Origin of the sequence: Pseudomonas sp. MWU13-2100, assembly GCF_023242365.1 — a bacterium.
In the GTDB taxonomy this organism is placed as follows: domain Bacteria; phylum Pseudomonadota; class Gammaproteobacteria; order Pseudomonadales; family Pseudomonadaceae; genus Aquipseudomonas.
In genome coordinates this window covers 188,708-208,621 of record NZ_JALLIX010000003.1, presented here as the reverse complement: position 1 = coordinate 208,621, position 19,914 = coordinate 188,708, and the positions used below count along the sequence as shown (strand labels likewise).

At 54.7% G+C, this 19,914-nt stretch carries 20 protein-coding genes; 14 read left to right on the top strand and 6 right to left on the bottom strand.

Features of this window, described 5'->3' with window-relative positions; all coding sequences use genetic code 11:
• The first annotated feature begins 410 nt into the window (after window positions 1–410).
• Both M5B99_RS03930 and M5B99_RS03925 read left to right on the top strand, forming a co-directional pair.
• Window positions 411–698, top strand: a complete 288-nt coding sequence (locus M5B99_RS03930) for a fructose-bisphosphate aldolase (protein ID WP_248802738.1) — start codon at window positions 411–413, stop codon at window positions 696–698.
• A gap of 397 nt (window positions 699–1,095) precedes the next feature.
• Entirely contained in the window at window positions 1,096–1,494 is a 399-nt protein-coding gene (locus M5B99_RS03925) for a type II toxin-antitoxin system death-on-curing family toxin (protein ID WP_248802737.1), read from the top strand.
• A 439-nt stretch (window positions 1,495–1,933) separates the two neighbouring features.
• Here M5B99_RS03925 and M5B99_RS30125 read toward each other — a convergent pair whose 3' ends face one another.
• Complete coding sequence (locus M5B99_RS30125; RefSeq protein ID WP_412548689.1) at window positions 1,934–2,350, bottom strand: DUF3883 domain-containing protein; 417 nt, start codon at window positions 2,348–2,350, stop codon at window positions 1,934–1,936.
• Window positions 2,351–2,506: 156 nt separating this feature from the next.
• Between M5B99_RS30125 and M5B99_RS03920 the strand changes: the two genes are divergently transcribed.
• A protein-coding gene (locus M5B99_RS03920; protein ID WP_248802736.1) for an IS5 family transposase occupies window positions 2,507–3,360 on the top strand; the annotation gives its coding sequence in 2 pieces (ribosomal slippage) (window positions 2,507–2,848 and window positions 2,851–3,360; 852 coding nt in all).
• Window positions 3,361–3,526: 166 nt separating this feature from the next.
• Here the strand turns inward: M5B99_RS03920 and M5B99_RS03915 are convergent.
• The 3 genes from M5B99_RS03915 to M5B99_RS03905 form a co-directional block, all read right to left on the bottom strand.
• Window positions 3,527–4,015: a toll/interleukin-1 receptor domain-containing protein gene (locus tag M5B99_RS03915; RefSeq protein WP_248802735.1), complete on the bottom strand. Its 489-nt coding sequence runs from the start codon at window positions 4,013–4,015 to the stop codon at window positions 3,527–3,529.
• A complete protein-coding gene (locus tag M5B99_RS03910; protein WP_248802734.1) occupies window positions 4,008–5,282 on the bottom strand; it encodes a DUF4071 domain-containing protein in 1,275 nt (424 codons plus the stop codon). The genes M5B99_RS03915 and M5B99_RS03910 overlap by 8 nt, the downstream gene beginning before the upstream one ends.
• A 78-nt stretch (window positions 5,283–5,360) precedes the next feature.
• Entirely contained in the window at window positions 5,361–5,777 is a 417-nt protein-coding gene (locus M5B99_RS03905) for a TIR domain-containing protein (protein WP_248802733.1), read from the bottom strand.
• Between the two features lie 401 nt (window positions 5,778–6,178).
• Here M5B99_RS03905 and M5B99_RS03900 point away from each other — a divergent pair, with 401 nt between their 5' ends.
• Genes M5B99_RS03900 through M5B99_RS03890 form a run of 3 tightly spaced genes read left to right on the top strand, consistent with a single transcriptional unit; the run spans window position 6,179 to window position 8,408 of the window.
• Entirely contained in the window at window positions 6,179–6,652 is a 474-nt protein-coding gene (locus M5B99_RS03900; protein WP_248802732.1) for a TIR domain-containing protein, read from the top strand.
• A 13-nt stretch (window positions 6,653–6,665) separates the two neighbouring features.
• The gene (locus tag M5B99_RS03895; RefSeq protein WP_248802731.1) at window positions 6,666–7,529 is read left to right on the top strand and encodes a DUF4231 domain-containing protein; all 864 of its coding nucleotides are present in this window, start codon (window positions 6,666–6,668) and stop codon (window positions 7,527–7,529) included.
• A 39-nt stretch (window positions 7,530–7,568) separates the two neighbouring features.
• A complete protein-coding gene (locus M5B99_RS03890) occupies window positions 7,569–8,408 on the top strand; it encodes a hypothetical protein (RefSeq protein WP_248802730.1) in 840 nt (279 codons plus the stop codon).
• Between the two features lie 153 nt (window positions 8,409–8,561).
• Here the strand turns inward: M5B99_RS03890 and M5B99_RS03885 are convergent, their stop codons facing one another.
• Complete coding sequence (locus tag M5B99_RS03885; protein ID WP_248802729.1) at window positions 8,562–9,557, bottom strand: toll/interleukin-1 receptor domain-containing protein; 996 nt, start codon at window positions 9,555–9,557, stop codon at window positions 8,562–8,564.
• 510 nt (window positions 9,558–10,067) lie between these two features.
• On the opposite strand from M5B99_RS03885, the gene M5B99_RS03880 reads away from it, so the two are divergent.
• From M5B99_RS03880 to M5B99_RS03870, 3 genes are all read left to right on the top strand, one after another.
• Window positions 10,068–10,247 (top strand): hypothetical protein, encoded by a 180-nt coding sequence (locus tag M5B99_RS03880; RefSeq protein WP_248802785.1) that lies wholly within the window; start codon window positions 10,068–10,070, stop codon window positions 10,245–10,247.
• 376 nt (window positions 10,248–10,623) lie between these two features.
• A complete protein-coding gene (locus M5B99_RS03875; RefSeq protein WP_248802728.1) occupies window positions 10,624–10,902 on the top strand; it encodes a hypothetical protein in 279 nt (92 codons plus the stop codon).
• Window positions 10,903–10,906: 4 nt separating this feature from the next.
• Window positions 10,907–11,425: a helix-turn-helix transcriptional regulator gene (locus tag M5B99_RS03870; RefSeq protein WP_248802727.1), complete on the top strand. Its 519-nt coding sequence runs from the start codon at window positions 10,907–10,909 to the stop codon at window positions 11,423–11,425.
• 19 nt (window positions 11,426–11,444) lie between these two features.
• Here M5B99_RS03870 and treR read toward each other — a convergent pair whose 3' ends face one another.
• Window positions 11,445–12,149, bottom strand: a complete 705-nt coding sequence (gene treR / locus M5B99_RS03865; RefSeq protein ID WP_248802726.1) for a trehalose operon repressor — start codon at window positions 12,147–12,149, stop codon at window positions 11,445–11,447.
• A 226-nt stretch (window positions 12,150–12,375) separates the two neighbouring features.
• Here treR and treP point away from each other — a divergent pair, with 226 nt between their 5' ends.
• From treP to M5B99_RS03840, 5 genes are all read left to right on the top strand, one after another.
• Window positions 12,376–13,818 (top strand): PTS system trehalose-specific EIIBC component, encoded by a 1,443-nt coding sequence (gene treP, locus M5B99_RS03860; RefSeq protein ID WP_248802725.1) that lies wholly within the window; start codon window positions 12,376–12,378, stop codon window positions 13,816–13,818.
• Between the two features lie 178 nt (window positions 13,819–13,996).
• Complete coding sequence (treC, locus tag M5B99_RS03855) at window positions 13,997–15,646, top strand: alpha,alpha-phosphotrehalase (RefSeq protein WP_248802724.1); 1,650 nt, start codon at window positions 13,997–13,999, stop codon at window positions 15,644–15,646.
• 100 nt (window positions 15,647–15,746) lie between these two features.
• Complete coding sequence (locus M5B99_RS03850) at window positions 15,747–16,970, top strand: maltoporin (RefSeq protein ID WP_248802723.1); 1,224 nt, start codon at window positions 15,747–15,749, stop codon at window positions 16,968–16,970.
• Window positions 16,971–17,033: 63 nt separating this feature from the next.
• Window positions 17,034–19,571 (top strand): phosphoenolpyruvate--protein phosphotransferase, encoded by a 2,538-nt coding sequence (gene ptsP / locus M5B99_RS03845; protein WP_248802722.1) that lies wholly within the window; start codon window positions 17,034–17,036, stop codon window positions 19,569–19,571.
• A 2-nt stretch (window positions 19,572–19,573) separates the two neighbouring features.
• A complete protein-coding gene (locus tag M5B99_RS03840) occupies window positions 19,574–19,864 on the top strand; it encodes a PTS transporter subunit EIIB (RefSeq protein ID WP_248802721.1) in 291 nt (96 codons plus the stop codon).
• Window positions 19,865–19,914 lie beyond the last annotated feature (50 nt).

Below are 19,914 nucleotides of genomic sequence, written 5' to 3'. Positions count from 1 at the left end.
GCGCTTTAGCTCAATGCCAGTCAGCCACGCTGACTGGCATTTTTATTTGCGCTCGGATGCTTCGGCGATTCAAGTCTGATGGCCTTTGGAGGCAGCACACTCCGACACAATTGCACTCATTACTCTGATCGCCTGGTGAGCTGATAGGCGCTTATAGTCTGTGCTTCGCTGCTGAATCAGCGAACGGATTTCGCAGTCCGTACACATTCTAACCAGCAGCGCCGCAAGCCTGTTGTTGGCGTTTTCTCTCGCCTCCAATAAGCTTCCATGGCGACTGTGCGTGGGAGACCTTCGGGTCTGCCGGGTTTATGGTTGGAATTACCGGTCTGCGAACCCGCGCACAGTTGCCACCCATTTCGTTTCGCAGCGGACGGTGGTGACCCTTTAAGACATTTAAGGGAATTCCTACCATGCAAAGTAACGAACGCTTTACCCCCGTCGATACCGTAGCTTCCGAGCACCCTGTCCTGTACATCGATAGCCATGCGCCCCTGGTCGACCTGCATGCCTGCGTCAGCGAGCGCATCGGTGCCTTGGGTAATATCCTGAGTCTTTTTTCTTGTTGTAGCTTGAATGACAGCGATCCACGCGATATTGCTTCTATCGCCAACATCAGTCGAATCCTGTTGCAGGACGTTAATGACGTTTTTGCGGTGATTCAACAGCGTGGCCTGATGGCAGAGCGGCGCGTCTGCTGATTTTTACTCCATGCTTTGCTGAGGCCGCGATAGCCCGTTGGGTTTTATTGCGGCCCTTCCCTGAGTTTTCTGTCAGCAATGACCGCTGCTGAGTTGCGCGCTGACGTGGCACTGGTGCCAATCGGCAAGCAGCGTATGACGCCGTCGATGGCTCGGTGGTGTGTCTTGCCTTTTAGTGTGCTACCTTGTGAGTAAACATTGATCAAGCCGTATGGGGTACTCAAGCCATGAACCACAAGCTGAACACCTATGGCGTATCCATAGTAGAGAGGCCTAAAATTAAAGCCACCAAGAAGCTGGACTTGGGTGGCGACCCGGGTAAGCGGATCGTTTTTTTGGAAACCAGGCTCGTTCTGACAACTCACAAGAAGACCTTTCGGAAACTGGCTGACATGTAATGGAATTGATCTTCTTTCCATTTGAACGGGTCATTGAGATAAATACTCAAATCTTGACTACCGAGCCCGGCATGCGAGGGGTGGTAAATATTCCGATCTTGCAGGGCGCGCTGGCCCGAATCGATAATGCGATCGCCTATAATGGCCTCGATGATGTATTTGAAATTGCCGCTAAGTACACTGCCAGTATCGCGCAAGGCCATGCACTGCCTGATGCTAACAAGCGTACCGGACTTGCAGTCGGCTTGGAGTATCTTTCGCTCAATGATTATGAAATTACCCTAGACAATGATCTTCTGGCGGATGCGGTTAGAGATTTGGTTGTCGGCGATATCAATGAGCTTGATTTCGCTGATATTCTCTACTCCTATTTCAGCGCCTCACAAAATCAGGCTTAGTACTAGGAGGGCCTGTCAGATGTATTGGCTGGATTAGCCGTAGTTATGATGAGGCAATGGCAGAGTTTTCGAGGCTGATCCGTTATATGCGGCTGAGCTGCTGGATGAAGTTGTGCATGATGGCGTGCGGATGAATTGCCCATCCGCCCCGGAGCATCAGTGATCGGCTGCCTCTGCTATGAAAGACGCTGGCCGGGCCTCCTGAGTAGTGTTTTTGCTAGGCATGGTACTATTCATAGGCCTTTGGGTTCTGCTTGCTTTATCTTGTTAATTTATTTGATCTTCTGCCTTCTATTGATAACTGAGTGGGAGTGGCCCCTCTTTGCAATAAATAAAAGCCCGCTTAACAATGGGCTTTTGTTTTTGTCGCGGTGCAGGAGTTAAATATTAAGATTCGGGTTTTGATGCGAATGTTCCGATGTAAACATAAGATTCAAGGTTAAACGCGTCTTTTAGCTGGCGAGGATTGTACTCTATGACCTGCGGGGGCATTAGATAGCGCCGATGTCACCATGACTAACCTCCAGTCTGGGTTGAGCATTAATCCTGTATTGTGTTCGTTACGGGTGAGAAAAAAACGCGGTGTCGTGCTGGCCGTACCCTTAACTTCGACATGGAGCGCTGACTCTTTGCGCGTGAAGATAAAGTCATACCCGCAGGGAAGGTGTGTTGTGCGCTGGTAGTCGTAGCCTTGTGCTATGTAATATGCGATCACTGCGTCTTCAGCGGCCAGCTCAACGGCTTTGCGATGTTCAGGGCTGCCAAATCCCCGAAGAGGGTCGGCCTGATCTAGTTCTGGGTCAAAAACGGTGTGTTCATTGGGGTTGTGTATTGCGACTGAGGCCAAACGCGTCATTAAGCTCTCGAGCCGAGCCTACACTCTTTCTTTGTTCTCGGTCTTCGTAACGTTTGGGCCGTCTAGGTTCTGTATGAAAACCTTTGAAACCCCATCGCGGCCCCTGACGGCCTGAGTTTCCGTAGAGTTCTTGCCATTTAGGCGAAGGACTCTGCCATGCCCAAACGATACGAACTTTCCGACGCAGACTGGGAAATAGTCGCTGATCTTTTTGCTGAACATCGGCGCACCGGACGCCCAAGAGTCGACGACCGCTTGATGCTCAACGGCGTGTTGTGGGTGCTTTGCTCCGGTGCAGCATGGCGGGACATGCCTGAGCGATTTGGGCCTTGGTCGACGGTCTATCAGCGATTTCGAGACTGGCGAAACCAGGGCACCTTCAACAAGATGCTCAAGCGGCTACACGTCAAACTTAATGCGCAAGGCCTGATCGACCTGAATACCTGGTGCATCGATTCAACAGCAGTGAAAGCCACCCGAGCCTCTTCCGGCGCAGGCCAAAAAGGGGGGCGCAAGAACCAGCGGACCACGCACTTGGACGAAGCCGGGGTGGGCTGACGACGAAAATTCACATGGTCTGCGACGCCCGAGGCATACCGCTCCACTTCACCCTCTCTGGTGGGCAGGCAAGCGACATTTCACATGCTCAACCGCTGCTCGATGCTGTCCACATCCCCTCTGGTCGAGGTAGGCCACGCAAGCGATGCCGCTGGCTCTTGGCCGACAAGGGGTATGACGCTGACTCGTTGCGCCGGTACTGCGATCGTTATCGAATGCAGCCGGTGATTCCCCTGCGGGACATGAAGCGCAAGCCAAAGCCCGGCTTGCCGCGTCTCTTCGACAAGCCCAAATATCGGCATCGGAATGTGATAGAGCGGCTATTTGGTTGGCTTAAGGAGCACCGCCGCCTGGGAACACGCTATTGCAAGCTGGCGGAAAGCTTTGCAGCGATGGTCACACTGGCTTGCTGGCGGCGGTGTCTACGACATTTCTTTTCGTACAGTGCCTAGGAAAGAGTACTTCCCCTGTTTCACGGATAGATCCGAGAACGGCAGAACTCGCTCCTCGGGCGGGATGAAGTAAGCGGAATCGCTGGCTATGCAATATGACCAGTCGTAAGCAGGATGGGGGAAAATTTGCTGTCGCTGGTCGGTGTTGTTGGGGCGGACAATCCACTCACCATGAAGCATTGCATTTTCGTACCAGCCGACCACGTGTATACCTGGGGTTGCCGATTTTTGGCCAGACATACAACCGTCCAGACGCGTTTTCTACACTTGGAAAGATCAAGGTATTTCTAGGACGTTTATACCCATCCGACAGCCCCAATTCCCAAGGTACCCATTTGCTGTTTTTGACATTCTCCGTGACAAAAACAATGAATTTCCTGCACTTCTGAATCCGGGAGCGAAGCTGTATGGCCACCTCCCGTCCGGAGTGAGACTGCAATGTCGGATCTTTGGTATCGACGTAGACTCGAGCACCGTGTCCTTCAAGAATCGTAATCACAGCGGGGACTAATTCGTTATCCTTAGACGAATGAGATAAGAAGGTAAATCCGTCCGGTGCTCGACGTTGTGCCGCGTATAGTTTCTTGTTGTAAACACTGCGGCCGGCGTTGTCACGTATCCGGTCAATATCACCACGAGTGAGATAATCAGGCATTTGCAGCTCTCACTTCTCTCATGGACAAAATCTCGGCCTTACTGCACTCAAAGGTTTCCACTTCCCAAGTGGCGGTTACTGCCACTCGGAAGAGATGTTCGTTCTGCTCAGCCTGTTCGAGATCACCTAGTGCTAACAAAGCATTTGATTGAGTCGCATATATCCAGCGCTTGTCCGGTCTGTCGTAAAAATCTCCAGATCGAATGATTTCCTGGAGGGCCTCTACGATAGCCGTGCGCGCTTTATGCGCACTCATAAAATCGTATTTGGTTTCCGCCGCGTCATCCTGCACGAGCCCCCTGTACTCGAGGCAGAGCGCCAGATTTTCTCCGTTATAGTAATCCCTGCGTACTTCGTAACCGCGGCCATAGTATCGTATCGCCAGATCCAGATATTCACGCTCCTTGGTCAGTAACCAAAGCCTTTTGCGAATCGCGCCAGCGATGCCCAACGTCTCTGGATCATTTGAACCTGCAGGATCCAACACCTCCAAAATGCGACCGGCTTCCAAAAGAGCGTCAACTTCAGTAGGAAGCATCGCCTTATAAGTCGTAAGTGCCAGTTTCTGGACTATATCTGGCTCGCCAGGCTTCATCGCTTCAGCGGCAGCAAACGCCTTGCTTGCGCCTATATGATCACTAGCTTTCAGCAGCCGCTCGCCTGTGTGCATGTAGTGAAACAGCCTTTGCTGAGCGGCTTCCGCCTCATCCAGTAATTCTGCATATTGCTCATCAGTCAATCGAGGCCGTTGGAGTTTCGGCAGATAGGTATAAACCGGGCTGTCCGGTCGATCAGAGGTTAAGGATGCTGAAATTAGCTCCTCTAATGCAGGGACTGCTCTTCTAGCTTCCCGCACGCCTATGTCCTCACCGAAGTGGGAGTATTTGAAGGTATTTGTGTGGTTGAGATCAAAGTAAAGTTTACCTTTGTCCTCAGTCATAATAATGGTTGAGTTTGGACGTAACGCGTGACGAACGCCTAGTTCATAAACCGCGTTCACGTTGCCCGTGGAAATGTCCGCTATTACTAGGTCTGCTCGTAGAAGTTGATCGTACATCTCAACGTCGATAATGCCTGAGTGAACTTTCTCATCTGCTCGAATGCAACGAAGCCCCTGATTGGTCACTGCTGGCTCGATGATAGCTTCGTAGGTAGCGTTCAGGTCTAATGTTCTTCCGGTCTCGAAATCCGTTTTCTTTCCGAATCCCATAATCACAAAACACACTTTTCTAGTATCTTTGGCATCAATAATTTTAGCTTTCAGCATCAATCTATTGCTCACTCAGCTACATCGGTGTCACGCTATAAAGTAAAGTGGATCACCGATGTATGTGCTTATTGTCAATCAATAGCTATTCGTTGCGTTATCCAAAGCATCGATAATGCGCTCCAGAGTGAAACTTGTAGCCCACGCGGTGCCGACGTTCAATAGGCCGGGAGGCGTTTTATTTGCTTTCTCGAGTTTGATAGCGGCAAGTTTAAGATTAGTATCTGATTGTTTAGCGCGATCAATTTCCCAAGTGATCCAGTCACTTTCATGACTTTTAGCTCCGACGATTACGAGGATGTGCGTTGCGCTTTTCATCATCTTGGTAAGTGACGCCTGGATTACCGAGGCTTCGGTACTATTGATTGCTACATCGGGACCACGACTATCGAACTCGAAGTCAAATTTATCATTTGCATCCCATGCTTGAAGCAGACGTTTGTACAGCGCGTCTTCCGAATGGTCGTAGCTGATAAAAACCTTATGCTTAGCCATCTGTGATCCCTCATTGATGAGTATTTCTTAGGTAAATCGATGCTTCCTAGCGGGAGCTACCGACGAGACATTCGCGCATATGACAAAAATTAGTGACTCGGTAGTACCATCTTGCGACGTGCCAGCCATGCATAGGTTGGGGGGCAATGTGTATGGCTTTTACCCCCGCCTACGTGGTCAAAAAAATAGCAGATGGCCATCATCGTGTCCACTGATGGATCGTCAGCCATCGGGGGGGGCTAGGGACTCTAAGCCAAGCTGGCCGACAACCGAGGATCAAGTCCGTGCCTCAGATTTGGATTGCGCGTATCCAAAAAATACGTGGCATTAAGCCTGTATGGAGTTAAAGTCGTCCAGTTGCCCCGGAAAATGGGCTTTTCGATAGGTAGGGGGAAGGGATAATGGGGTTGCCGAGAACATTTATAGGATTTAGTAGCACGGATATTCACTATTATCGATTGATGCTAGCTTGGAAAGAACATGATCATATTGATTTCAACTTTGTTAACTGTCAGCTTTCTCAGGAGATAAACTCCCATGATGAGGCATATATAAAGCGTAAATGTCGTGAGCGGATAGATATGGCAGGGACGTTTGCGGTGCTTATAGGCGCGGATACTCGAAGTAAGCACAAGTATGTACGTTGGGAAATGGAAGTTGCATTAGAGAAAAAGTGTAGGATTATAGGTATAAATTTGGATGGTTTGCGTAGTGTGGTAGACGCTAGATGCCCGCCTATTATTAGAAATATAGGCGCGGTATTTGTTCCGTTTTCCCCGAAAATTGTTGCTCATGCGTTAGAGAATTGGACAAGGCAACCTGATAATGATTGGCATTATAAAGACGAAATTTACAAGCGCCTCGGATATAAGTGAGTAGGTATAATTTATGGATGAGAAAGATTTTCCGGCGCTGTACCGCTCCGCTAATGAGCTTTCATTAAAGTCGCAATCACATTTTTTTACTGCGTTGAGATTCCATCTTTTGACTTTAGTTGTTGCAGCGATCCTATCAATTGTAAGCATTCCTCATTGGAGTGTAGCTGCTTTGCAGGTATTTGCGCTATTAGCGGCATTAGCTTGCTCAATCTACCTCTTTAATGTTCGGCCTGAAAAGCTTTGGTACGGAGGTAGAGCGGTCGCAGAGTCCATTAAAACGATAACTTGGCGTTATGTATGTCGAGCTGAGCCATTTCAGGGTGATAATGATGTCGCTCGAAAAGATTTTCGTCAAACATTGAAGGCTGTCATTGAGCAGAATAGGGAAGTCTGTCGCGCTTTGACCGATCACTTGGATGGGACTCAGATTTCTCCCTTGATGGAAAGAATGAGAGACCAGTCACTAGAAGATCGTAAAGCTACTTACTTAAAAAGCAGAATCAATGATCAGCATAAATGGTATGCCAATAAGGCTAAGTTTAATCGTAGAAGAGCGCAGTATTTTTTCTGGGCTCTAATAGTTATCAATACATTTGCAGTAGTTTGCGCTGTGGTCAGGGTGGCTAATGTGGAGGTTCCTTTCTGGCCGACTGACGTATTCGTAGCTGGGGCAGCAAGCATTTTAAGCTGGATGCAGGCAAAGCGTTTCTCCGAGCTGGCGGCATCGTACTCTTTAACAGCTCATGAAATTGGTCTTGTAAAAGAAGAAGCGCAGCTTCCTAGTAATGACGAAAAATTCTCCATATTCGTAGGTGATGCGGAAAATGCGTTCTCTCGGGAACACACACAGTGGGTTGCAAGGAAAGATGTGTAATAAGCTGCTGTCAGGAATTGGATAGTCAGAGGAGGTAATATGTTTAATCTTATTATGAGATCTGTTGAGTGGGGTACAGGCCGGGGCACGATAGAGGTCAGTCGGGTGTTTGAGTATACGGAGACTCATGTGTCGGCCCAGTTTAAAGAAAATAATCTACCTGTGCTTGATAAGCTTCTAGCTCTTCCTTGTCTATTTATGCAAGAAGGTACGAGTGATGAGATTGCTTATGTTGGGCAAGTAAATAGAGCGAGAGTAATCGGCGGGGATATATCTTTTGAATACTCTATGGATAGTGAGGTGCCACCTTTTCTGAATAGCTTTATATACGAGCATAGAATGGAGTTGGATATGCCAAGAGATTTCGAGTTCTCTCGAAAACATTGGGCTGTAAAAGATATAGATCTTTATCGGTTTTTACTTCGAGCAGTCAGGCCGAGGCGTCAAAGGCCAGCGGTGTTTCAGATTGCTGAGCACGAGAGTATTGAAGCGATGTTGGTGTCTGTAATGATGCCATTTGATGCTGCATTTGATGCTGTTTTCACAGGCATTCAGTCAGCTGCTGCTGGTGTTGGTTTGCGTTGTCGACGTGCCGACGATATCTGGGAAAATCCTTCCATAATTCAGGATGTAGTCGCCTTGATAGACAGATCGCGCATTGTGGTTTGCGACTGCACAGGAAGAAATCCTAATGTGTTTTACGAGGCTGGCATTGCGCATACATTAGGTAGGGATGTCATATTAATAGCTCAAGCTGAGCATGACATACCGTTTGATCTGCGGCACCTTCGATTTATTCGTTATCATGGTAATGCTCAAGGAATAGCTGAGCTTGCAGTTGCTTTGCAAGCTAGATTGCAGACTATTATTGGGCACTAATGGTTCGAATTGAATTGTTGGCAACCCTAACTCATGAGGTATGGGGTAGGGCGTATTCAAAAAACGTACTTACATTAAGGAGTATAACTTTTAATCAAGTGATTGTGGCAGTGTCACTCAAGCGCTTTGCGGCACTGGCTGTATCTTAGAGCTTCACTCTTTTTTGTTAGGTCCGTGATCTGGGTCATCGTCTTCCAAGATATTTCTAGGGTCGAGCCTGATAGAAAGTGCCCGGTCGATATAGTGAGGGAGCTCCATCATTAGCATTTTATCCGATTTTGTTCGGCCCATCAGGAGTTCGCCCAAGGGGCCACGGCTAGTCAGTTTCGCTAAGCTCATTACGTTTTGAGCAATTTCTCGAGCTTGTTCCGGCGTGGCGGTTTTCAGGTCGCGATGGGCCTCAACTAAAACTTCTGCGAGCCAAGGCATCCGATCTCGCACGAAACCTGCTAGTATTAGCAGCGACATGTCGGTTTTGCGCGTCATTAATATATGCATTACTTCATCTAGCATGCGTGGGTCATTGTCGCGATATCGCATGTTAGGATTGCGAATGCCTCGATCTATTAGTTCTGGATCGAAATCACGCATACGCGTCCCAAGTCCTCGAACTTGGGAAACTAGATCTTCTAGAATTTCAGTTTGAGGGCGCATATGTTTTTCTGATGCTTCTTTGTCTGGGATCGCATCAAGTTTCTGTTGTAGTTGTGGCCAAAGTGCAGGAACGAGTTGTTCAACAGTTGTGTCTGCTGCCTTGTTTTCGGCCACGGCGTTGATTGCCTTAGCCACATTCAACATTCCATGCAGGTCGACCTTAAGTGCTTGGAATTGAGCGAGTGGACCACTGAGATCACTAAGTTCAAGACCCCAGAGAAGTGGGATGACCTTTGCATCAATCATCGACTTAGATAGCGCTCCAGCTTCAAACAGAATCCATTCTGATGTTAAGTTCTCTGGAGTTATACAAAGGATGCCAAAATTTGAGGTCTCAAGCTCGTTGGAAATAGCCTGCGCCCAGCGATCGCCACCAGAAATATCTTTGTCGGATACCCAAGGTTTCGCATATTGAAGAATAAGAGGTAGCCAATCCTTTAAAGCAACAGCCAACGCCTTGCTGCGTTTACCGCTCCAACTAATAAATACTTTCATTGCGTCCTCTATTTGGCGTCCTGCCATCATGTAGTATGATTACACTGCTATGTCGATGCTGATGAATTCACATAAAGCTGGATAGCTTTCCCGGTTCAAAGTTGAAGGGCATTACTCGACATAGTACTCATTGATGCTGTGTCCGAATGATACTCTGGCGGCTACGGCAAAGGCTAGGCGCAGTCAGCGATGGCCGAGCCTGCAAGCCGGGCAAGATAGTATGCGACTGGCTCAACACCCGCTACGCTAAACTGACTGCGGCGTTGACCAGCATACCGAACTGCTGAGCGCCCGACTTTACCAGAGCCAGAGCCAGAGCCAGGGTCAGACAGCTCATGGTTATGACGGGCTTTTTTCCGCATCGATGCTGGTCTGTCCAAGGTATGACCTGCTGAGTAAACTCAGTTGATGCCGGGTGCGCAACTTGGTACAGCACATCAGTATCCAGTGTGGGCCTTTGCCCGTTTGGCCCCATAGGCCTTGCTGCAGCACAATAGTTTGAGGCGCATGATGAAAGATAGAACTCACGCAGAGGCTATGGCCGAGCTTTTTCAAGCTGATCCGTCTTATGCAGCAGCACTTCTTGCTGAGGTCCGCCGCGATGGCGATTTGGCTGAGTTGGCCATTCTGGTGAATCAGCTAGCTGCGATGAATGATATGGGTGCAGAGGCAAGCGGAGAGTTGCCTTAAGAGGCTTTTATTGGGCATGGCGTTTTTCATGGTTTGGTTTGGCAGTTTATTTTTATCTACTTGTATTTAAAGGATTTTAATTATCTGTTGATGATTGAGTGGGAATGATTCTCGCGTGATGTAAGCCTCAAGCATTGAAGCAAAGGCGGTCGATACCTCAGTATCGACCGCCTTTGTCGTTTCAGATCATAAGAAAAATTACCTCGCCTGCCCTCGCAATACCTCGCAAGTACATTGATCTACCGAGGTTTTTTGTCTCCCTACACTCAAGAAACCAGCACCGAATCGAGGTGCTAATCGAGTCATTTTTTGTCGATAAATGGATTTGGTTGTCAGTTGACAACCTATGCGCTTGGAGCAAGACTGGAGGCTATGGATGGCTAGAGCAAGACACCCGATCAAGGAGATCGAGAAGGTTCTGCGTCATGCAGAGGAACTTGGCTGGCGAATCAAGGTGGGCGGTTCGCATGCCTGGGGCAGGATGTACTGCCCGCTTCACAGTGGGCTGTGCCGTTGCCAGGATCACTGTATCACCAGCATATGGAGTACGCCGCGAGACCTGATCAGTCATGCCCGCAATTTGCAGCGGGTGGTTGATGGTTGTGTCATCAACCACGCTAATGGCGATCCCCTGATCGCTTCTCCCAAGGAGTAGAACCATGGAGTATGAATTCACCCTGAGGTACCAGCTATCGGAGCAGAACAACGATCCGGATGTATTGATTGAGCGCTTGTTTGAGTGCGGTTGCGATGATTCACTGATCGGCTGCGGAATCCCTGGAAGGCTGGCGCTGAAGTTCTCTCGGGATGCCGACAGCGCCGCTCAGGCATTGCTTAGTGCCTTGCAGGACGTCAAGCGCGCCATCCCCGATGCTCGCCTTATCGAAGTTGTACCTGATCTGGTCGGCCTTTCGGATATCGCCGAGATCATCGGTGTTTCGCGGCAGAACATGCGCAAGCTCATGCTGGGTCACGGTGCGTCATTCCCGTTGGCGGTCCACGAAGGCAGCGCTTCCGTCTGGCACCTGGCGGAAGTCCTGGGCTGGCTCGAAGGCCGCGGCTATGACCTTGAGCCCCGAATGATTGAAACCGCGCAGGCTGCCCAGGATATCAATCTCACCAAGGCCACCAGCAAGCTCGGTGTGGTCAATCCCGAGTGGCTGGCGCTGGTGCTGTGAGTCGGCCGGTGCCAGCGGCTCAGCGCCTTGCCACATCCGAGAAGTAGAACTTGTCCAGGGTGTGCCGCGACTCGGTGTATTCGAACTGCCGGCCGTCCTGCAAAAACGTCTGGTTCTTCACCACGATCACATGGCTGGCCCCATCCAGGTCCAGGTGCAGCAGGTCGTCCCGGCTGCAACGGGCCGCCTCGATGGTGCGCTGGGCGAAGCTGATGCTCAGTTGCAGGGTTTTCTCGATATAGGCATAGATCGACTGTTCGGCGATTTCCCGGGTCAGGCCGGGAATCCGGTCGGCGACGAAATAGTTGATGTCGAGGATGATCCGCTTGCCGTCGATGCGCCGCACCCGCTTGATGCGAATCACCGGGCTGCCCGGCTCGGCATCCAGGCGCTCCTGAAGCGAGCCTTCAAGGGCGATCTCGCTGAACTCCACCACTTCGGTGCCGATATTGCTGCCTAGGCTGGAGTGGGCTTCCTGGAAGCTGACGATGCCGCCCAATTGAAACTCGATCGGGCTGCGGGACAGCACGAAGGTGCCCTTGCCATGGATCTTCTGCGCGAAACCGCGCTCCTGCAATTGCTCGATGGCCTTGCGCACGGTGCCGCGGCTGGCCTGGTAGCTGTCCATCAGTTCGGTTTCCGACGGCAGCCGGGCGCCTTTTTCCAATTGCTCTGTGGTAATGCTGGCAAGCAGATCACTGTAGATCTGGTTGTATTTGCTCATGCTGGTCGCTCTGGATCGAAAGTACTCGCCAACAGGGTAGCCGACGCGATGTCCTGGGACCTTGAACCTTAAGGGCAGGTCGAAACTTTGTCCATTTGTCGGATCTTTTACCGATAAACCCCAAACTCGTCTGTACGAGTTGTTGCTTTAACTCGTACAGACGAGTATTTTTCATTCCTGTGTGCTGCCAACACCCTCCAATAACAAGAAACAGTGGAAGAAAAGCATGAGCCACGACTATCCGAATATCGCCCGCGAGCTGCTGCAAGGCCTCGGTGGCGCCGAGAACCTCGAGCAGGCCGCTCACTGTGTCACCCGTCTGCGCCTGGCCCTCAAGGACCCGAGCCGGGTCGACAAGGCCGCGCTGGCCAATATCGACCTGGTGAAAGGTACCTTCTTCACCGGCGGCTTGTTCCAGATCGTCATCGGTCCGGGGGAAGTGGAGCGGGTCTACGCCGCCTTGCGCGAGATCACCGGGCTGGCCGCCTCGACCATCGCCGACGTCAAGCAGAAAAGCGCCGACAAGATCAACGCCGTACAGCGTCTGGTGCGGGTGTTCTCCGATGTGTTCATGCCGATCCTGCCGGCGCTGATCATTGCCGGTCTGCTGATGGGGGTGAACAACCTCATGGGCGCCAAGGGCATGTTCATCGAAGGCAAGACCTTGCTCGAGGCCTACCCGTCGCTGGACGGCGTATGGAGCCTGATCAACCTGATGGCCAACACCTCCTTCGTGTTCCTCCCGGCCCTGGTCGGCTGGTCGGCGGCCAAGCGTTTTGGCGGCAGTGAAATCCTCGGCATCGTGCTCGGCCTGATGCTGGTGCACCCCGATCTGCTCAATGCCTGGAACTACGGCAAGGCGGTCGCCGGCCTGGACGGCCAGAGCCTGCCGTACTTCGATATCTTCGGCTGGTTCCGCATCGAGAAGGTCGGTTACCAGGGCCAGATCCTGCCGATCCTGATGGCCGCCTATGTCATGAGCGTGATCGAGAAGTGGCTGCGGGCACGGGTGCCGAATGCCATTCAATTGTTGGTGGTGCCGATTACCACCATCGTTGTCACCGGTGTACTGGCCCTGGCGATCATCGGTCCGGTGACCCGTCATCTGGGCATCCTGATCACCGAAGGCGTGGTCATGCTGTTCAACGTGGCACCGGTGCTCGGCGGCGCGATCTTCGGCCTGCTCTACGCGCCATTGGTGATCACCGGCATGCACCACATGTTCCTCGCGGTGGACCTGCAACTGATCTCCACCCAGGGCGGCACCTTCATCTGGCCGATGATCGTCATGTCCAACCTGGCCCAGGGCAGTGCGGCACTCGCGGTGTTCTACATGAGCCGCAATGCGCGGGACCGCAGCATGGCCTCGACCTCGGCGATCTCCGCCTACTTCGGCATCACGGAGCCGGCGATGTTCGGCGTCAACCTGCGCTACAAGTTTCCGTTCTATGCCGCGCTGATCGGTTCGGCGCTGGGCAGCATTTTCCTCTCGCTGAACAAGGTCCAGGCCTCGGCCATCGGCGTGGGTGGCTTGCCCGGTTTCATCTCGATCATTCCGCAATACATCCCGACGTTCATCGTCGGCATGGTTATCGCCATGGTCGTGCCGTTCCTGCTGACCTGCGGGTTGAGCATGAAAATCATCCGCCCCGGCTACCGCGTCGCCTGAAGGTGTCGGGCTGGTTGAACACGGCCCCTTGTAGGAGCGGAGCTGGTGTGGGAGCGGAGCTGGCCCGCGAAGCTTCTAGCGATCTGGCGGGCCCCTTCGCGAGCAAGCTCTGCTCCTACAGGTTCGCGGTGTTCATGAGTACGCAGGTTCAAGTTGACTGAAAGTATCAGGAGTACCCATGCAAGACTGGCAGCGTTCGGTGATCTACCAGATCTATCCGAAAAGTTTCTACAGCCACTCAGGCCAGGCCACCGGCGATCTGCTGGGGGTGGTCGACAAGCTCGACTACCTCAAGTGGCTGGGTGTCGACTGCCTGTGGATCACGCCGTTCCTGCGCTCACCGCAACGCGACAATGGCTACGACATCAGCGACTACTACGCCGTCGACCCGAGCTACGGGACCATGGCCGACTGCGATCTGCTGATCGCCGAAGCCGGCAAGCGCGGCATCACGCTGATGCTCGATATCGTGGTCAACCACACCTCGATCGAACACGAATGGTTCCGCCAGGCCCGCAGCAGCCTCGACAACCCGTACCGCGACTTCTACATCTGGCGCGACCAGCCGAACAACTGGCAGTCGAAATTCGGCGGCAATGCCTGGGAGTACGAGGCCCAGACCGGCCAGTATTACCTGCACCTGTTCGACCACACCCAGGCCGACCTGAATTGGGACAATCCCCAGGTGCGCCAGGAAGTGTTCAAGATGATGCGCTTCTGGCGCGACAAGGGCGTCGGCGGTTTCCGCCTGGATGTGATCAACCTGATCTCCAAGCCGGCCGACTTTCCCGAGGACGCCAGCGACGGTCGCCGTTTCTACACTGACGGTCCGAACGTACACGACTACCTGCAGGAAATGCACCGCGAAGTCTTCGAAGGCCATGACCTGATCAACGTTGGCGAAATGTCCTCCACCAGTCTTGCGCATTGCATCCGTTATTCGAACCCGGAGTCCCGCGAGCTGTCGATGACCTTCAACTTCCACCACCTGAAGGTCGATTACCCGAACATGGAGAAATGGGTCCGCGCCGATTTCGATTTCCTCGAGCTCAAGCGCATCCTCTCCGACTGGCAGACCGGCATGCAGGCCGGTGGCGGCTGGAATGCGCTGTTCTGGTGTAACCACGACCAGCCGCGGGTGGTCTCGCGCTTCGGTCATGAGGGTGAATACCGGGACGTCTCGGCGAAGATGCTCGCGACCGCGTTGCATTTCCTCCAGGGCACGCCGTACATCTATCAAGGCGAAGAGCTGGGGATGACCAATCCGGGCTTCGAGTCCATCGAGCAGTACCGTGATGTCGAGACCCTGAACATCTACCGGCTCAAGCGCGAAGCCGGTGAGTCCGAAGCCCTGGGCATGGCCGCGATCATGCAGAAATCCCGCGACAACGGCCGTACGCCGATGCAGTGGAGCGCGGCGCCGAATGCCGGTTTCAGCCGCGCACAGCCCTGGATCGACGTGCCGTCGAACGCCGCCCAGATCAACGTCGAGCAACAGTTCGACGATGCCGGCTCCGTGTTGCATCACTACCGCGCCCTGGTCGGTCTGCGGCGCAGCGAAGCGCTGATGGTGGACGGTGTCTACCGCCAGTTGCTGCCCGAACATCCGCGGGTCTGGGCCTATGTGCGGGAAGGGCGGGGCGAGCGACTGCTGGTGGTGAACAACTTCTATGCCGAGCCTTGCGAAGTGGTGTTGCCCGAAGGCGTTTTCATCGACGGCCAGAGTCAGCGTCAGGTGATCGGCAACTACGCCGACGCCTTGCCGCGTAGCCAACGTCTGTCGCTGAAACCTTACGAATCTTTTGTACTGCACCTGTCAGAAAAGTAAGACGTTTCGTTCATTAAATGCTGTTCGCATCAAATCGTGCGCGGGAGAGCTGCGCCCGATAATCAACAAGCACTACACAATAAAAATAATGGGGGAGCCAATGAAAACAACAATAAATCGTCGTCTCGCGGTGTCTTGCGTGTGCCTGGGATTGCCGTTCTCGGCCCAGGCCCTGGAGTTCGCCGGCTACTTGCGCAGCGGCATGGGCAACTCGGTCAATGGCGGCTCGCAAAGCTGCTTCCATTTGCCCGGCGCGGAGTCCAAGTATCGCCTGGGTAACGAATGTGAACAGTACGCGGAACTTGAGTTGCGCCAGGACCTGCTGAAACTTGATGACGGTTCGGTGGTCAGCGTCGACGGGATGGCTTCGCTGTACAACAAGTACGATCACAATCCCAGTTTCGATGGCGACAACGGCACGGTGCGCATGCCGCAAATGTTCGCCAAGTGGTCGAACCTGCCCTCGCTCAACGGCGGCTCGGTGTGGGCCGGGCGGCGTTACTACAAGCGTAACGACATCCATATTTCCGACTTTTACTACTGGAACCAGAGCGCCACCGGCGGCGGTATCGAGAATGTGAAGATCGGCGACTTGAAATACAGCTATGCCTTTTCGCGCAAGGACAACCTGTATCAGAAGGACTATATCAACCGTCACGACTTCAACGTCGCCGGCTTCAAGACCAACACCGATGGCGAGCTGGAGTTCGGTGCCAGTTACCTCGACGCGCCGAATCGCCGCGACACCCATCAAGGCTGGGCCGTCACGGCGCAGCATGTGCAGAAGAACTTCCTCGGCGGCAAGAACAAGTTCGCCCTGCAATACGGCGAGGGACCGGGTACCGGGCTGGGCTATACCGGCGATCCGAGCCTGGATGCCAGCAACAAGAGCTACCGTGCCGTCGAGTTTTTCGATTGGCAGGTGACGCCGCGTTTCGGCGGACAGATCGAAGCGGTGTACCAGAAGGATATCCGTCCCGACGGCCAGAACCAGAACTGGATCTCCCTGGGGGTACGTCCGACCTATGCCATTACCGAGCAGTTCAAGCTGGTGACCGAACTGGGCCATGACCAGATCGAGGCGCCGGGCGGCACCCGCAAGCTCAGCAAGTTTACCTTCGCCCCCACCTGGTCCCCCCGAGGACCGGATTTCTGGACGCGGCCCGAGATACGCCTCTACTACACCTATGCCAGTTGGAACGCGGCGGCCCAGCGGGCCGCCAACCAGTTCGAGGCGGGCTCGGCATTGTCCGATAGCGGTGCGTTTGGCAGCGCGTTGCATGGCGCCAATTTCGGTGTGCAGGTCGAGTATTGGTGGGAATAAGTCCTATGCTGGCGTGGCCTTCGCCGCGCCGGCGCTTCAAAGAACAATGATAAAGGTGATGTCATGACCGCAACCTCTTCCCTGGAACTGCTCGCGCCCCTGTCCGGGGTGCTGATCGAACTGGATCAGGTGCCTGATCCGGTGTTCTCCAGTCGCATGATCGGCGATGGTTTTTGCATCGACCCGACCTCCACGGTGCTCTGCGCCCCGTTGGCCGGGGTGGTGAGCAATCTCCAGGCCAGCGGCCATGCCATCAGCCTGACCGACGATCAGGGCGTGCAGGTGCTGATGCATATCGGCCTGGACACCGTGCAGTTGCAGGGCAAGGGTTTTACCGCGCTGGTCCGTGAGGGCGAGCGGGTGATGGCCGGGCAGGCGCTGATCGAGTTCGATGCCGACTACATCGCCTTGCACGCCCGCAGTCTGCTGACCCTGGTGTTGGTGGTCAGCGGCGAGACATTTGCCCGGTTGGCACCGGCCAGCGGTTTGATCGAAAGCGGTGCGCCGTTGATGGGGATCGAGCACACCCCGTCATTGGCGGGGCCGGTGCTGGAAGAGGAAGGCGAGGCGTTGTTCTCAGGCCCTGTGACCTTGCCCAATGCCAATGGCCTGCACGCCCGCCCGGCGGCAGTATTGGCCCAGGCGGCCAAGGGGTTTGCCGCGAGCATCGTTGTGCATCGGCGCCAGGACAGCGCGAATGCCAAGTCCCTGGTGGCGATCATGGCCTTGCAGACGGTACGCGGTGACGTATTGCAGGTCAGTGCGGTGGGCGAGGATGCCCAGGCCGCCATCGAAGCGCTGGCGGCCCTGCTGGCCGAGGGGTGTGGTGAGGTGGTCGAGCCCGTGGCCGTGATCGATATTCCTGCGGTGCTCGAGACATCCTCACCGACCTTGTTGCGCGGTGTTTGTGCGTCGCCGGGTTCGGCTTTCGGTCGGGTGGTGCAGGTGGCTGAACAGCGGCTGGAAGTTCCTGAGTTCGGTTCCGATGAGCCCCATGAGCGCGCATCGCTCGAACGGGCCCTGGACGAAGCGACCCAGGCCTTGCAGCGGCTGCGGGACAATGCCGAGGGCAGCGCCCAGGCGCAGATTTTCCGCGCGCATCAGGAGTTGCTGGAAGACCCGAGCCTGTTGGAACAGGCTCGGGTCCTGCTCGGCCAGGGTAAAAGCGCGGCGTTCGCCTGGCGCCAGGTCACCGAGGACACCTGCGCCTTGTTCGAGCGCCTGGGCAGCAGCTTGCTGGCCGAGCGCGCACTGGATTTGAAAGACGTCGGCCAGCGCGTGCTGCGGCTGATTCTCGGGGTCCGGGAGCGGGTCACCGAACTGCCGGACGACGCGATCCTGATTGCCGAGCAACTGACCCCTTCGCAAACGGCCGCGCTCGATACCCGTCGGGTCCTCGGCTTCGCCACCGTCGCTGGCGGGGCCACCAGCCATGTGGCGATCCTGGCCCGGGCGTTCGGTTTGCCGGCCCTCTGCGGCTTGCCCGCCGAGGTCCTGAAGGTGGCCGCGGGCACCCAGGTCTTGCTCGATGCCGACCTCGGACGCCTGCACCTGATGCCGGAAGAGGCCGATGTGCAGCGCCTGCTGAGCAAGCGTCAGGAGCAACGCCAGCGTCATTTGCGCGAGAAGGAGCAAGCGTGCGAGGCGGCGCGGACCCGTGACGGTCATCATTTCGAGGTGACCGCCAACGTCGCCTCGCTGCAAGAGGTGGAGCAGTCATTGACCCTCGGCGGTGAGGGGGTCGGCCTGCTGCGTTCCGAGTTTCTCTATCTGGAGCGCCAGAGCGCACCCAGTGTCGAAGAGCAGGCCGCGACCTATTCGGCCATTGCCCGCGCCCTGGGACCACTGCGCAACCTGGTGGTACGCACCCTCGACGTCGGTGGCGACAAGCCCCTGGCCTACGTGCCGATGGACACTGAGGCCAACCCCTTCCTCGGCATGCGCGGGATTCGCCTGTGCCTGCAACGTCCGGAGCTGTTGCGCCAGCAATTGCGCGGGATTCTCGCCTGTGCCGGGCTGACGCAACTGCACATCATGCTGCCGATGATCAGCCAATTGTCCGAGCTGCGGCAGGCGCGCCAGTTCCTCGAGGATGAGGCCTTGGCTCTGGGGCTCAAGGCCCTGCCGAAACTGGGAATCATGATCGAAGTGCCGGCGGCGGCCATGATGGCCGACCTGTTCGCCCCCGAGGTGGACTTCTTTTCCATCGGCACCAATGACCTGACCCAGTACACCCTGGCCATGGACCGCGACCACCCGCAACTGGCGAGCCAGGCCGACAGCCTGCACCCGGCGGTATTGCGCTTGATCGCCACTACCGTGAAGGCCGCCCATGCCCATGGCAAGCCGGTCAGCGTGTGTGGCGCGCTGGCCTCCGAGGCGCTGGCGGTACCGGTGTTGCTGGGCTTGGGCGTGGATGAACTGTCGGTCAGCGTGCCGTTGATTCCGGCGATCAAGGCCGCGGTCCGCGAGGTCGAGTTGACCGAGTGCCAGGTGCTGGCGCAACGGATTCTTGGCCTGGAAGACGCCGGGCAGGTGCGTGAAGCCCTGCTCGATCATCAACACACCACGGCGCAGTCGCCGCGGGTCCTGGAGAACTGAACATGTTCGAGAAATTTCAGCAGGCATTCTGGAAAGCCCTGACGCCGGATCTGGTGGCGGACCAAGCGGGTACGCCGGTTGCCCCGGCAGAGGAGGGATTGCGCCCGGAGATCGTCGCGGCCCTGGGCGGTGAGGGCAATCTCAAGTCCCACCAGCGCGTGGCGCTGACACGCCTGCGGGTGGCGTTGAATGACAGTACCCGGGTCGATCAGTCGGCGTTGCGGGCGGCGGGGGTCGCCGGAGTGATGATATTGGCCGGTGGCGTGACCCATCTGTTACTGGGGCTGGACTGATTTTCTTACTGTTTCGCAACTGCGGGTGTATCGTATTCGCCTTTTGCGCG